Genomic DNA, 13,688 nt, shown 5'->3' on the forward strand with positions numbered 1-13,688 from the left:
CTGCGTGAAACGCAGCCTTGCCATCATGGCGGCCGCGACCATGGCGCTGGCGACAATGACCGTGTCGCCTACGTCGGCCGCGGCCACGATCCCACCCAGCGTCACGGCGCAGCCCGCGGCCCACTCAGCCGAACGCGCCGCCGACCTCTTCGTCGAAACCGCGCCGAAGGCGGTCCGCAAGAGCAAGCACGACAAGTTACGCCGGGACAAGACGCGCTCAGGCACCGACGGCCTCAAGCACATCGCCTACGAGCGCACCCACCGCGGCCTGCCGGTCGTCGGCGGTGACGTCGTGGTGACCGTTGACGCGGACAACAAGGTCCGGAATTCGATCGCCGCTCAGGAGCGCGAGATCGACGTCGACACCACCGCCGCCGTGGACGCCGACCGCGCACGAACCGCCGCGCGGACGCGCCTGAAGACCGTCACCGAGCTGGGCGAGCCGCGCCTGGTCGTGTTCGCCGTCGGCACCCCGCGACTGGCGTGGCACACCCTGGTCGCGGGTGTCGACGCCGAGGGCCCGACCCGCCAGCACGTCTATGTCGACGCCCGAACCGGTGCGCTGATCGACAGCCACGACGAGGTCATGGCAGGCACCGGAAACGGCTACTTCAGCGGCTCCAACACCGCCATCGGCACATCGGGCTCCGGGTCGTCGTACTCGATGGTCGACCCGACGCGGCCCGGCGTGAGCTGCACCGACCAGACCGCCAAGCCGTTCGCGGGCACCGACGACGCCTGGGGCAACGGCGGGGCCAACGACCTGGAGTCCGCCTGCGTCGACGTGCTCTACGCCGTGGGCCAGCAGTGGTCCATGCTCAGCGCGTGGCTCGGCCGCGACGGCATCGACGGCGCGGGCCGGGGCTTCCCGTCGCGCGTCGGCCTGTCCGACGTGAACGCCTACTGGTACGGGAACTACGCGGGCTTCGGCAAGTCCGGCCAGAGCACCAACCAGATCACCTCGATCGACATCGTCGGCCATGAGTTCGGCCACGCGATCTTCCAGCACGCGGGCGGCTACGGCGGCATCGCCGCGCTCAACGAGGGCACCGGGGACATCTTCGGCACGCTGACCGAGTACTACGCCAACCACCCCAACGACACCCCTGACTACCTGATCGCCGAGCGCGCCAACTTCTACGGCCCCGGGGCGATCCGCAACATGTACAACCCTTCGCTGATCAACGGCGACCCCAACTGCTGGACCTCGGACATCAACAGCTTCGAGCCGCACGCGGGCGCCGGAGTGCTCAACCACTGGTTCTACCTGCTCGCCGAGGGGTCGAGCCCGGTGGGCAAGCCCGCCAGCCCGATCTGCGCGGGCGGCCCGTCGTCGGTGACCGGCCTTGGCCAGCTCGCCGCGGCGAAGGTGTTCTACAACGGCCTGATGATGAAGACGTCGGGCTGGGACTACGGCAAGGCCCGAACGAGCACGCTGCACGCGGCGCGGGCGCTGTACCCAAGCACCTGCACCGAGTTCAACCGGGTCAAGGACGCCTGGAACGCCGTGGCCGTCCCGGCGCAGGCCGGTGAGCCGACCTGCCCGACGACGTCATCGACGTTCTCGGTCACCGCCGCGAGCACCGGCTACGCGCTGGCCGGACGCGGTTCGGAGTCCGAGGTCACGACCGCCGTCACCAGCGGCACCAGCGAGTCGGTCACCATGTCGGCCACCGTGCCGTCCGGCTGGACGGCTGTCTTCCGGCCCGCGGTCGTGCCGTCCGGCGAGGTGACGTGGATGACGATCACGCCGCCGTCCACCGAGGTCGCGGGCAACTACACCGTGACCGTGCGCGGCACCAACGGTTCCGAGGTGCGCACCTCGACGCAGACGATAACGGTGGAGGCGGCCACGTCCGACGACTTCACCATCGGCCAGGCGACGGTGTCGGCGCCGATCCGCGCTGGGACGTCCGGTTCGACGACGTTCACCCCGACCCCGATCGGGAACCCGATCTACATCGACATCAGGTGGGACACCGCCAACGTCCCCGGCGGCACGAGCCTGGAGTTCAGCCGCGACTCGTCGCTGTCGGACAGCCCGATCACCGCGACGGTGGTGACCTCGCCGTCGACACCGCAGGGCACGTACTCGATTCCGATCACCTTCGCCGGGTGGTTCAAGCAGCACGCCGCGAACCTGAACTTCACGGTGTCGCCGCCCAGCGAGTTCTCGATGACGGTGACCCCGACGAACCCGACGGTGGCCGCGGGCGGCACCGCGACCGTCACCGTCAGCACCGCGGTGGTGCAGGGCACGGCGGAGACGATCAGCTTCGAAGCCGGGCTCGACTCGCTGGGCACCGGTTCGTCGGCGACGTTCACGCCCACGTCGGTGACCACCGGGGGTTCGACCACGATGCGCATCACCGTGCCCGCGGGCACGATGGCGGGCCCGTACCAGATCCAGGTGAACGCGGCGTCGGCCACCTACAGCCGCAAGGCGTTCTTCGATCTGACGGTGACGGCGGGCGCACCGTGCTCCGGCTTCGCCAACACCCGCACGGGCACGGTGGCCAACGGGGCGAACGTGTACCAGCCGGGAACCGGCGGGTTCTACGCCGTGGCGGGCAAGCACACCTCGTGCCTGGCGGGCCCGGTCGGCACCGACTTCGACCTGTTCCTGCAGCGGTGGAACGGGTCGACGTGGGTCACCCTGGCGTCCTCGGCGGGCAGCGGCCCCAATGAGGCGATCACCTACACCGGCACCTCCGGGTACTACCGGTACCGGATCCACGCCTACACCGGGTCCGGCTCGTACACCCTTGGCTACACCGCACCGTAAGCCAGACTCCGACGCCGGGCTCCCGTTCGGGAGCCCGGCGTCGGCGGCTGGATCGGGACCGGACCGGGGCTCATGCGCGCTCCCCCACACTGCCGGGGTCCGCGCCCTTGATCCGGCTCAGGAGTCAAAGATGACCGACACGTCCACGGTTGGCGAGCTGACCCGGCTCGCGGAGAACAAGGATTTCGAGGGGGTGCTGGCGCGGTTCGAGGAGTTCCCGTACGAGGAGATCCTGGCCGCCGCCGATCACCTTCTGGACAACGACATCTATCACGTCTCAATGGAGCTCTACCAGTACCTGCTCACCGAGGACGAGTCCGCCGACGCCCACTTCGGAATGGGCGTCTGCCACGGCAAGTGCTACGACTACGACTCCGCCCTCAAGCACCTCGACCTGGCCTTCGCCACCAACCCCAACCGGACCGCGGGCGCGAGCTACTACGCCTACATCCTCGAACGCCACGAGCGCATGGACGACGCCGACCGCTGGTACCGCGCGTCGCTGGCAGGCGCCGAGGCCGACGATCTGTGGGCGCGTTCGCACTACGCCTGGTTCCTGGAGAAGTGGGGCCGCACCGACGACGCGTGCGCCGCCTACGCCGACACGCTGGCCCGCAACGCCGCCTACACCTGGGCGAGCAAGCGCTATGCCCTGCTGCTGCGCAAGCTCGGCGACGACACCCAGGCCCGCGCCGTCCTGCGGACGTCGGTCGAGAGCGCTCCCGGGCTGGTCGCCGGGCTCAACCTGCTCGAATACCTGCTGATCAGCCAAGACGACGACGCGTACGTCGAGTTCCGCGCGACACTCGACCCCGGCAAGGCACCGGCGTGGTACCCGGTCGTTCTGTCACTTTTCGACTACTACCGCGAGCACCTCCTCCCGGTGAAGCCGGACGTGGCCAAGGTCGCGGCGTTCGAGCAGGCCGCGGTGGTGCTCAAGGACAGCGTGCACCGCGACTTCGACGACCTGACCGCGCTGCTCGGTGCCAACGGGGGCGACACGGCCGAGTGGCGTCGGCTCATCAAGCTGCTGCTCAAGTAGATGAGTACTAACTTTTCGTGAATTTGGAGCAGGTACGTAGTTCTGCCGATGTACGTACTTGCTCCGAATGGCAGAGTCTCCAGTGGGCGGGCACCCAACGAGGCTGGAGACACACATGGGACTGGAGAACGGATCAGTCATCGACACGCCTGCACACGTGGCACGCCGCGAGGTGCCCGCGCAGCGGTGGTCGCCGTCTGTCCAACGTGAGGCTGTCGCGGGTTTCCGCGCCCAAGCAGGCCGGGTGGCCGGTGCGGTCGTCGCCGAGGTGCGGCGGTCGGTGCCCGAGTTCGCGGCGACCTTCGCCGGTCCGGCGGGCGGGCTGCTGCCCTCCGCGGTGCAGGCGGTGATCCTGCGCGGGATCGACACCTTGCTCGCTCCCGGCTCGGCCGGTGACGACTGGACGGAGATGTTCCGCGGCGTCGGCGCGCTGGCGTTCGCAGCGGACTGCCCTGCTTCCGCACTGCCCGCCGCCTTCGCCGCGGGCGAACGCGCGATCTGCGCGCGGATGCGGACCTACGGGCAGGCGCACAAGGTGTCCGACGAGGCCGTCACGATCTTGACCGCGGCGGTGGCGCGGCAGGTTCAGCGCCTGTGCGCGGTTTCCATCGAGGGCTACGGCAACGCCCGCGACAACGCTTCGGACACCCTCGCCGACCGCCGCGCCCGCCTGCTGCGGATGCTGCTCGATGAGCGCGCCCCCGAGCAGGTGATCGTCCAGGAGGCCGCGGCGGCGCGGTGGCCGGTGCCCTCGGCGGTGGTCGCGGTGGCCCTGCGCTGCCCCGACGCGCCCAACCTGCCCAAGCCGCTGGGCGCCCAGGTGCTGGCCGACCTCGACGGTCCCCAGCCGTGCCTGGTGCTGGCCGCCGACCACGTGGACCGCGCGGCGCTGGCGCGCTCGTTCCCCGGCTGGACGGTCTCGATCGGCCCGGCGGTGCCCATCAACGAGGTCAGCGGCTCGCTGCGGATCGCCCGCAAAGCCATCGACCTGCACGAACGCGGCCTGATCACCGGCGGCCCGGTCGTCGGCTGCGGGGAGAACGGCTTGGCCCTCGCCCTGTTCTCCGACGACTTCCTGATCGACCAGTTGGTGACCAGGCGCTTGGCCCCGCTGGCCGACCTCACCCCACGCCAGCGCTCACGCATGCTCGTCACCCTCCACGAGTGGCTGGCGAACCGCGGCCGCGCCGGGGACGTGGCCGAGGCCCTCGGCGTGCACCCGCAGACGGTCCGCTACCGCATGCACCAGCTGGAGAGCCTGTTCGCCGACCAGCTCAACGACCCGCACGCCCGGTTCGAACTCGAACTGGCCGTCCGCGCCGAACTGCTGCGCACCGCGGCGGCCTGCAAGGAAGACGAGACGGCGGAAGCCTGCTGAGGACTCACAGCCCGATGCGGATCGCCGATCCTGCGGTAGCGAAGCCCGGGATGTAGACACCGATGATGTTGGTCACGGCGAACATCGTCGCGCCTTGACCGAGCGTCGGCAGTGACGCGGTCAAAGCGCGGCGACCCACGCGGCGATCTGGGCGCGGTTGTTGAAGCCGAGCTTCGTCCGGATGTGATCGATGTGGGTCTCCGCGGTCCGCAGGGAGATGACCAGCATCGACGCGATCTCGCGGTTGGTCATCCCCTTGGCCACCAGCTCGGCGACCTCCATCTCCCGGCGGGTCAGCGGCAGCCCGTCCACCGATGCGGGCGACAGCGGCTCCTCGCCCCGCGCATAGGCCACGGCGACGTCGGTCGGGAGCGCGGCGCCCGCGGTGAACTCGGCGGCGGCGGTGTTGACGCCGAGCGCGGTGGTCACGGCCGCCACGTCGCGGCGCATCGGCTCGACGAAAGCGGCGTAGTTGTCCGGGGACGCGCCGACGGCCCGCCAGAGGGTGCTCGCCGCACCCAAAAGTCGGGCGGCCCGGCGGTAGTCGGACCGGTGGGTGGCGCAGCCCGCGAGCACCGTCAGCGCGAAGGCCATCCGAGCCACCCCGAGCAGCCGGGTGACCTCGCGGATCTCGGTGCCGCGCCCGACATAGCTGGTGAACTCGACAGGCAGCCCACGCTGACCAGCCAAAACCGCACACGCCCTACTGAGCAACCACCCACGCGGCGATCTGCGCGCGGTTGTTGGAACCCAGTTTGGTGCGAATGTGGTCGACGTGCGTCTCGGCGGTGCGCAGCGAGATCACCAGCGCCTTGGCGATCTCCCGGTTGGTCATGCCCTTCGCGACCAGGATCGCGACCTCCATCTCGCGCTTGGTCAGCGGCGCGGTCCGGGCCGGGGCCTGCTCTTTGTCGCCCTCGCGCAGGGCGTAGGCGACGGACTCGTCGGTGGACATCGCGGCGCCCGCCATGAACTCCGCGGCCGCCCTGTCGTTGCCGAGCGCGCCGGTGACCAGCAGGATGTCGCGCTGCATCGGCTCGTGGAAGGCCGCGTAACTTCCGGGGGACGCGCCGACGAGCTGCCAGATCGTGGTGGCCCCGCCCAGCAGCCGGGCCGCGCGCTGGTACTCGCCAAGATGGGTCGCGCAACCGGCCAGCAGGTGCAGGGCGAACGCCATGACGGCCTGGTGGCCGACCTGGCGTTGCAGCCGCAGCACTTCCAAGCCCGCGTCCTGCGCGGCCTCGTACTGGCCGTGCAGGTACTCGGCCGCGCACAGCGACCACAGCGCCCACGACCGCCACGACTTCTCGCCAAGCTCGGTATAGCGATCGATGGTGTCGCGCAGGACCACCCGGGCGCCGTCGAGGTCGCCGGTGAGCGCGATCGCGAGGCCGGAGTTGTAGGTCGACCACAGCTCGCCGCCGAGGTCGCCCTGTTTGCTGAACGTCTCGGCGGCCGACTGGAACAGCTCGGCGGACCTCGCGCCCTCGTTGCCCATGAGCGCGGCGTAGGCGCGGACGTGCCGGACGTAGGCGCGGGCGCTGTCGTCGTCGAACCGCTCGGCGACCTCGGTCGCGGTGGCCAGCAGCGACTCGTACGCGGTCATGTCGCCTTGGACCAGCGCGAGGAACGCCGCGCGCCAGGCAGCGGCGGGGCGCACGGGATCGTCGGCGGCGACCAGCTCGGTGAGGCTGGCGTACCAGATCCGGCCCTCGGTCATCAGCCCACGCATGATCCAGAACTCGGTGACGGCGGTGACCATCCGCAGGCCGAGCGCCGCCTCGACCGGGTCGGCGAGGCAGAAGTCGAGCGCTTGACGCAGGTTGGCGTGCTCCCGGTTGATCCGCAGGACCCAGTCGAGCTGGTCGGGGCCGACATAGTTGTCGGCGAACCCGGTCGTCTGCTCCAGGCACCAGTCGCGCAGCCGCCTGCGCAGCCGGTCGAGGTCGCCGTCCGCGCGCAGCCGGTCCTCGGCGTACTGGCGGACCGTCTCCAGCATCCGGTACCGGACGTGGCCCTGGTTCTCCTCGCGCAGCAGGATGGACTTGTCGATCAGGCCGTCGAGCACATCGAGCAGTTCATCGCGGGGCAGGTCGTCGCCGCAGCACACGGATTCGGCGGCGTCGAGGTCGAAGCTGCCGGAGAACACCGAGGCGCGCGCCCACAGCATGCGCTCCTCGTCGGTGCACAGCTGGTGGCTCCAGTCGATGAGCGCCTGCAGCGTCTCGTGCCTGCTCGGCGCCGACCGGGTGGCCTGGGTGAGCAGGGTGAACCGCTTGTTGAGCCGGTCGGCGAGCTGGCGCGGCGATAGCGAACGCAGCCGGACCGCGGCCAACTCGATGGCCAAGGGCAGCCCGTCGAGCGCCCTGCACAGCCTGATCACGTCGTCGACATGCTCGTCGGTGATGGTGAAGGAGGGCACGACGGCCGTCGCGCGGTCGAGGAACATCCGCACCGAGTCGTAGCGCACCAGCGCCTCGGAGGACTCGCCGAACTCGGGGATCGCCAGCGGCGGCACCGGCAGCACGTGCTCGCCCGCCACCCCCAGCGACTGGCGGCTCGTGGCGAGCACGACCACCTCGGGGCAGGAGGTCAGCACGGTATCGATGAACCGGGCGCACGCCTCGACCAAGTGCTCGCAGTTGTCCAGGACCAGCAGGAGTCTGCGGGTGCGCAGGTGGTCGACCACGAGGTCGGCGACCGTGCGGGTGCCGCGGTCACCCAGGCCCAGCCGGTCGGCGACGGTGTTGATCAGCAGCTTCGGCTCGCGCAACTCGGCGAGGCTGACGAAGACCACGTCGTCGGCGAACGCGGCCCGTTCCGCGGTGGCCACCCGCAGTGCCAGCCGGGTCTTGCCGACCCCGCCGGGGCCGGTCAGCGTCACCAGCGGAGCCACCCCGAGGAGCCGTTTGACCTCAAGAATCTCGGTCGTGCGCCCGACGTAGGTGGTCACCTCGACGGGCAGGCGGGAGATGGGAGAACGCTCGGCAGCGGCGCTCGGCACCCTGACATCACCACCTCGACTCGGTGCGACAGTCTGACAGATTTCCGCGCATTCAGAGTATTTCCACGCTGGGGCCGGATCTGGCAGGGTCGACTCGCGTTGATCACCGACTGGGGAGGCTATTCCATGGCGCACATCGACCTGGGTGTGGACGAGACGCAGTTCCCCGGGATCACCGGGCCCATGCGGTTCCGCCCCGAAACCGCCAAACCGCTCAACGAGCTCGCCGAAATCTTGTTGCGGCAGCCGCATTCGCTCAGCGCTGGCGAACGCGAGCTTATCGCCGCCTACGTGTCCGGGCTCAACGAGTGCAAGTTCTGCTGCACCTCGCACTCCGCGTTCGCGGCGGCCCAACTGGACGAAGGCATGCCACTGGTCGACCAGGTCCGCGCCAACCTGGACGCGGCCCCGATCCCGGAGAAGCTGCGCACGCTGCTGCGCATCGCGGGCGCGGTGCAGGACAGCGGCCGCAAGGTCACCACGGAACTGGTCGAGGCGGCACGGTCCGAGGGCGCTACGGACATCGAGATCCACGACACCGTGCTGATCGCGGCGGCTTTCTGCATGTTCAACCGCTATGTGGACGGCCTCGGCACCCTCGCCCCCGACACCCCGGAACGCTACGAAGAGGCCGCCCGCCGCGTCATCGCCCACGGCTACGGCGTCGCCGTCGCGGACTCCGCCCCCATGGGCTGACCCATACGCGCAGCACTCCGACCACGCGCATCCGCCACCTCAGCGCGCGCAAGACCACCCGCCAGGGTCGCCAACCAAGCGACCCGGTGGGCGCGCACGGACAACCGCCGTTCGTCGCTCGTGTCGCGTTATAGAGCTGTCGCCAGTGCTCCTGCCAGATCACCTCGCTCCCCCATCCGGACGTCGTCCAGTTGCAGCCAGTCGGCCATCGTCCGCAGTTCCGCCGCCAACTCGGCCGTCACCCGAGCTGTGTCGACACCCGGTTCCGCGAACGCTCCCTGGACCCGCAACACCCCTGCGGCCCGGTCGGACTTCAAGTCGACCCGGCCGACCAGTTCCCCGTCCAACAGGAACGGAAACACGTAGTACCCATAGATCCGCTGCGGCTCGGGCACGTAGATCTCGATCCGGTAGCGGAAGTCGAAGATCCGCTCGGTGCGGTCGCGCTCCCAGATCAGTGGGTCGAACGGACACAGCAGCGCCCGCCCCGACACCTTCCTCGGCGTGCGCGCGTCGACATGTCGATACGCCTGGTGGCGCCAGCCCTGGACCGTCACCGCCTCCAGCAAGCCCGCCTCGACCAGTTCCGCGACCGCCTGCTGCGACCGTTTCGGCTCCAGCCGGTAGTAGTCGCGCAGGTCCTTCTCAGTACCGATGCCGTGGGCGACAGCCGCGCGCAGGGTGAGACGGCGGGCGGCTTCGTCGTCATCGACCGGGGCGGCGTTGCGGATCTCGGCGGGGATGACGCGCTCGGGCAGGTCGTAGAGGCGTTGGAAGCCTTTCCGGGTGCCGGTGGTCAGCTCCCCGACCGCGAACAGCCACTCGCAGGCGTGTTTGACGTCCGACCGGTTCCACCAGCCGCCCTTGGCCCGCGGCGTCGAGCCGCCGAGCGCGGCCTCCAGGGTGCCCGCGCCGACCGGCCCAAGTTCCTTGACGGTGGCGAGGACGTCGTCGATCAGGCCCGGCGAGTCCTTGGTGAGGCGGCGCAGGTGGTTGATGTACCGGTGCTCGTACCGGCGCATCCGCCACTGCAGCAGCGGCCAGTCGGCCATCGGGATCAGGCTGGCCTCGTGCGCCCAGTACTCGACCATCAACCGCGGCTTGCGCGTGCTGTGCGACCAGGCTGCGTCATCGACCAGAGCCGGGTCGTAGGCACCAAGCCGGGAGAAGACCGGCATGTAGTGCGCCCGGACGGCGACGTTCACCGAGTCGAGCTGGAGCAGTTGCACCCGGGAGAGCACCTTGGCCAAATGGCGTCTGCCGGGCGGACCGCTGGGCCGCGCGTCGGCGAAACCCTGGGCGGCCAGGGCGGTTCGCCGCGCGGCGGATGCGGTGATGGTTTCGGTCATCGGGATGTCGCCTCGCACGGTTCCGGGATGCTGCCAGAGGGCACCGACACTTTCGCTCGCTCCGCACGCACGACCAGGATCACCGCCAGCAGGACCACCACGCCGCCCGCGAGCTGGATCAGGCCGAACCGCTCGCCCGCGAACAGCGCGCCGAGTAATACGGCGATCACCGGGTTGACGTAGGCGTAGGTCGCCACCGTCGAGACGGGCAGTTTGCCGAGCACGAACACGTAGGAGCTGAACGCCAGCAAGGATCCAAAGAGGACGAGGTAGATCCAGCCCGCCCACGACCCGGCGGTGATCGTCCCGAAGTCGACCGTCTCACCCATCGCCGCGCCCGCGCCGAACAGCACCACGCCACCCGCGACCATCTCTACGGCGGAGAGCGTGAAAGGGTTGGCGGGCAAGGGAAGCCGGGTGCTCAACACCGATCCGACCGACCACCCCAGCGCCGCGAGAATGGTCAGCCACGGGCCGTACCAACTCGACCCGTGCGCACCCTCGCCCGGCCCGCCGAGCAGCAGGATCGTCAGCCCGAACAGCCCGATCCCGACACCCGCGATAGTCGTGCGCGACGGCCGCTCACCGAGGATCCGCCGCAACACCACCACGTACAGCGGCACCGAAGCGACCAGCAACGCCGCGATCCCCGACGACACATGCCGCTCGGACAGCACGACGAGCCCGTTGCCCCACGCCGGCAGCAGGAACCCGATAAACGCCGCCGACCAGAACTGCGCCTTGGTCATCCGCAGCGCGCCGACCCCTTTGAACAGCGCGACGAGCGCCCCCAGGACCACCCCGGCGACGAGGAACCGCGCACCCGCCGACAGCAGCGGGGGCATCGACTCCACGACGAAGCGAATGGCCAGGTAGGTGGACCCCCAGACTACGTACACGACACCGAGCGCGGCCCACGCGAACCAGTTCTTGGACGACATGGACCCAGCCTTACACGAACCACCGACATTTGTATGCCGGTTATCGACCGTCGCGCTCGGCCAGGCGTGCGGTCACGGGCACGATTCGGTGACCTTCACCGCCCCGAAATCGATTTTCGTGTCGGCGGCGATGGGAGTGCCTGCGGACACGTTCTGCGTGCAGACCTTCCAGTTCGAGTCGACCACCTGGTTGCGTTTCTTACCGGTCGCGTCGTGGGAGCCGGTGTAGAGCAGCTGACGGTCGGTGAGCGCCTGGATCTTGTCCTGGGCGTCCTGGAGGACGGCGCCAACCAGGTCAGGCATCGACCACTGCGCTGCCGGGGCGGATTCGGCAGACGGGGCAGGGGGAGCTGGTTGCGGGGCGGGCTCGGTGGGGCGCTCCACGCGGGACGCGGTGGGTGGGACCGTGGTCGGTTCGGCGGGCGTGGTCGTGCCGCAGGCGGTGAGGGCGGCGGCGACAAGCGCGAGCCAGACGTATCTCATACCAAGTCTATCGCCTGCCGTGCGCGGAGCGTTTCCGGATGACTACGAAGAGGTAGCCTCCAGGCGTGCGACCCGAACCGGACGCCCAGCCCGGCGACGCAGGCGAGGACGAGTGCGGCTGTCGTCGGCGGTAGGGCCGCTACCAGCAGATATGTGACCAGCCAGCCCGTGTGGGACAGCGCGAACTGAGCGGCGAAGAGGGCGGGCAGGTCGCCATCGGTGTCACGGATCAGCCTGCCGACCGGGGTGAGCACCGCTGAATACATCGCGCCGATGAGTAGCCAGAGGAGCAGCAGGGTCGGCCAGGCGGTGATCAGGATCGGGGCGGCCAGGAGCAAGACCGGCAGCGTCCCGGCGGCGGCGAGCATCATGCGGCGCGGGGGTTCGTGGTCGAGTAGGCGGGGCAGGGCGAGGGCGGTGGCCATCGAACCCAGGCCGAAGACGGCCAGCGCGATCGCGACGTCGGCGCTGGAGCGGCCCAGGCCGTGGACGATGACCACCGTGTCCACCAGCACCAGCGCGCCCCCAGCGGCGGCGGCCAGGTTGAGGCCGAGCTGCGCGCGGAGGCTGGGCGCGCGGATGTAGGCCCGCAGCCCGGCCGTGAGGCGGCGAGGAACGGGAGCGGGCTTGGGCAGGCGCGTGGTGAGAACCAGCACGGCCGACGCGGCGAATCCGATCGCCGTGCCCACGAACAGCCACGAGAACCCGACGACGGTCAGCAGTGCGGCGGCGAGTACCGGGCTGACCAGCGCTTCGAGGTCGTAGGCGAGTCGGGACAGCGACAGCGCGCGGGTGTAGTCCCGCTGGTCGGCAAGGACGGCGGGGATGACTGCCTGGAAGGTCGGCGTGAACGCGGCCGACGCGACCTGCAACACCGCGACCAGGGCAACCACCTGCCAGACCGCGTCCACCCACGGCAGCACACACACCACGGCCGCGCGGACCGCGTCGAGGGAGACGAGCAGCACCCGCCGGTCCATCCGGGCGGTGAACGTCGCGGCGACGGGCGCGACGACGATGTTGGCCAGCATCTTGATCGCGAGCAGACCGCCGAGAACGGCGCCCGCGCCCGCCCCGGTGAGGTCGTAGGCGAGCAGACCGAGCGCGACCGTGGCGAGCCCGGTGCCGAGCAGCGAAACGATCTGCGCCGCGAACAACGCGCGGTACACGCGATCGGACAGGATCGGCACTGGCGCCTCCCGGGCTCCCGGCCACTGTAGATCCCCGACCCCGTCCGCGACGACGGCGCAAAAGCCATTGTGTGGCAACAGCATCACCCTGGCGGAGCCATCCGTGCAGCCTCCACAGTGGACCACCGGTCGGATCGGAGACCGACCTGTCCACCGGACCCTGTCGGCGACCCGATACGTTCCGGACATGGCTGAAGCCGATGTCCGCCCCGCAGTGCCCGACGACGTCGCGGAGATCGCGCGGATCCAGGTGTCGACCTGGCAGACCGGGTACGAGAGCTTGCTCCCCCCGGACATCCTCGCGAGCCTCGACGCCGTGGCCGCCGCGACGCAGTGGCGGCAGACGATCGAGCAGGGCCCCGCGCGTGTGCTGGTCGCCGTCGAGGGCGACTGGATTGTGGGTTTCTGCAGCTCAGGCCCATCCCCGGAGTCGGAGTCAGCGGCGGCGAACGACGTCCCGGTCCCCGACGCGGAGACGGTGGCGCTCATCGGCACTCTGCTGGTCGAGCCCCGCTGGGGCAGGCGCGGCCACGGCGGCAGGCTCCTGGTCGCCGCCGCCCGCGCCGCGACCGAGGACGGTTCGACGCGCGGGATCTGCTGGGTGCCGGAGGCGGACAAGGCGTCGGTCGCGTTCTTCCGCAGGGCTGGCTGGTCACCGGACGGAGTCGTGCGCACACTCGACGCGGGCGGAAAGCCGCTGCGTGAAGTACGGATGTCGGGATCACTGAACCTGGACCTGACCATGGGCGCGGAGTAACGCCGGCAACCTTATGGGCGAAAGTACGTCCTAGGTGAGGTACCGTCGCTGGTCAATCCATCT

The 13,688-nt window shown here is 70.0% G+C and carries 11 protein-coding genes; 5 read left to right on the forward strand and 6 right to left on the reverse strand.

Annotated elements, in window-relative coordinates:
- The first annotated feature begins 4 nt into the window (after positions 1-4).
- The 3 genes from BN1701_RS16335 (at position 5) to BN1701_RS16345 (ending at position 5,205) form a co-directional block, all read left to right on the forward strand.
- Positions 5-2,785, forward strand: a complete 2,781-nt coding sequence (locus tag BN1701_RS16335) for a M4 family metallopeptidase (RefSeq protein WP_157368022.1) — start codon at positions 5-7, stop codon at positions 2,783-2,785.
- A gap of 130 nt (positions 2,786-2,915) precedes the next feature.
- On the forward strand, positions 2,916-3,827 hold the full coding sequence (locus BN1701_RS16340) for a M48 family metallopeptidase (RefSeq protein ID WP_054049806.1): 912 nt from the start codon (positions 2,916-2,918) through the stop codon (positions 3,825-3,827).
- Between the two features lie 115 nt (positions 3,828-3,942).
- Positions 3,943-5,205, forward strand: a complete 1,263-nt coding sequence (locus tag BN1701_RS16345; protein WP_157368023.1) for a helix-turn-helix domain-containing protein — start codon at positions 3,943-3,945, stop codon at positions 5,203-5,205.
- Between the two features lie 120 nt (positions 5,206-5,325).
- On the opposite strand, the gene BN1701_RS16350 is transcribed toward BN1701_RS16345, so the two are convergent.
- Both BN1701_RS16350 and BN1701_RS16355 read right to left on the reverse strand, forming a co-directional pair.
- A complete protein-coding gene (locus tag BN1701_RS16350; RefSeq protein WP_054049810.1) occupies positions 5,326-5,895 on the reverse strand; it encodes a helix-turn-helix transcriptional regulator in 570 nt (189 codons plus the stop codon).
- Positions 5,896-5,908: 13 nt separating this feature from the next.
- The gene (locus tag BN1701_RS16355) at positions 5,909-8,209 is read right to left on the reverse strand and encodes a LuxR C-terminal-related transcriptional regulator (RefSeq protein WP_054049812.1); all 2,301 of its coding nucleotides are present in this window, start codon (positions 8,207-8,209) and stop codon (positions 5,909-5,911) included.
- A 126-nt stretch (positions 8,210-8,335) separates the two neighbouring features.
- Between BN1701_RS16355 and BN1701_RS16360 the strand changes: the two genes are divergently transcribed.
- Positions 8,336-8,905, forward strand: coding sequence for a carboxymuconolactone decarboxylase family protein (locus BN1701_RS16360; RefSeq protein WP_054055902.1), 570 nt, complete (start codon positions 8,336-8,338; stop codon positions 8,903-8,905).
- Between the two features lie 128 nt (positions 8,906-9,033).
- Here the strand turns inward: BN1701_RS16360 and BN1701_RS16365 are convergent, their stop codons facing one another.
- The 4 genes from BN1701_RS16365 to BN1701_RS16380 all read right to left on the reverse strand — a co-directional run bounded on the left by BN1701_RS16365 (position 9,034) and on the right by BN1701_RS16380 (position 12,868).
- Positions 9,034-10,254: a winged helix-turn-helix domain-containing protein gene (locus BN1701_RS16365; RefSeq protein WP_054049814.1), complete on the reverse strand. Its 1,221-nt coding sequence runs from the start codon at positions 10,252-10,254 to the stop codon at positions 9,034-9,036.
- Positions 10,251-11,195, reverse strand: coding sequence for an EamA family transporter (locus BN1701_RS16370; RefSeq protein WP_054049816.1), 945 nt, complete (start codon positions 11,193-11,195; stop codon positions 10,251-10,253). Before BN1701_RS16370 ends, BN1701_RS16365 begins: the two co-directional genes overlap by 4 nt.
- A 72-nt stretch (positions 11,196-11,267) precedes the next feature.
- Entirely contained in the window at positions 11,268-11,678 is a 411-nt protein-coding gene (locus BN1701_RS16375) for a hypothetical protein (RefSeq protein ID WP_054049818.1), read from the reverse strand.
- Positions 11,675-12,868 (reverse strand): MFS transporter, encoded by a 1,194-nt coding sequence (locus tag BN1701_RS16380; RefSeq protein ID WP_054049820.1) that lies wholly within the window; start codon positions 12,866-12,868, stop codon positions 11,675-11,677. The genes BN1701_RS16375 and BN1701_RS16380 overlap by 4 nt, the downstream gene beginning before the upstream one ends.
- A 187-nt stretch (positions 12,869-13,055) precedes the next feature.
- Here BN1701_RS16380 and BN1701_RS16385 point away from each other — a divergent pair, with 187 nt between their 5' ends.
- Positions 13,056-13,625: a GNAT family N-acetyltransferase gene (locus BN1701_RS16385; RefSeq protein ID WP_054055903.1), complete on the forward strand. Its 570-nt coding sequence runs from the start codon at positions 13,056-13,058 to the stop codon at positions 13,623-13,625.
- The last annotated feature ends 63 nt before the right edge of the window (positions 13,626-13,688 follow it).

Origin of the sequence: Alloactinosynnema sp. L-07 (assembly GCF_900070365.1) — a bacterium.
Classification (GTDB): Bacteria; Actinomycetota; Actinomycetes; order Mycobacteriales; family Pseudonocardiaceae; genus Actinokineospora.

Bases quoted from the DNA above. Each gene is read 5' to 3' on its own strand.
- BN1701_RS16360 (WP_054055902.1), top strand. From the start codon at position 8,336: ATGGCGCACATCGACCTGGGTGTGGACGAGACGCAGTTCCCCGGGATC.
- BN1701_RS16340 (WP_054049806.1), top strand. From the start codon at position 2,916: ATGACCGACACGTCCACGGTTGGCGAGCTGACCCGGCTCGCGGAGAAC.
- BN1701_RS16345 (WP_157368023.1), top strand. From the start codon at position 3,943: ATGGGACTGGAGAACGGATCAGTCATCGACACGCCTGCACACGTGGCA.
- BN1701_RS16385 (WP_054055903.1), top strand. From the start codon at position 13,056: ATGGCTGAAGCCGATGTCCGCCCCGCAGTGCCCGACGACGTCGCGGAG.
- BN1701_RS16370 (WP_054049816.1), bottom strand. From the start codon at position 11,195: ATGTCGTCCAAGAACTGGTTCGCGTGGGCCGCGCTCGGTGTCGTGTAC.
- BN1701_RS16365 (WP_054049814.1), bottom strand. From the start codon at position 10,254: ATGACCGAAACCATCACCGCATCCGCCGCGCGGCGAACCGCCCTGGCC.
- BN1701_RS16375 (WP_054049818.1), bottom strand. From the start codon at position 11,678: ATGAGATACGTCTGGCTCGCGCTTGTCGCCGCCGCCCTCACCGCCTGC.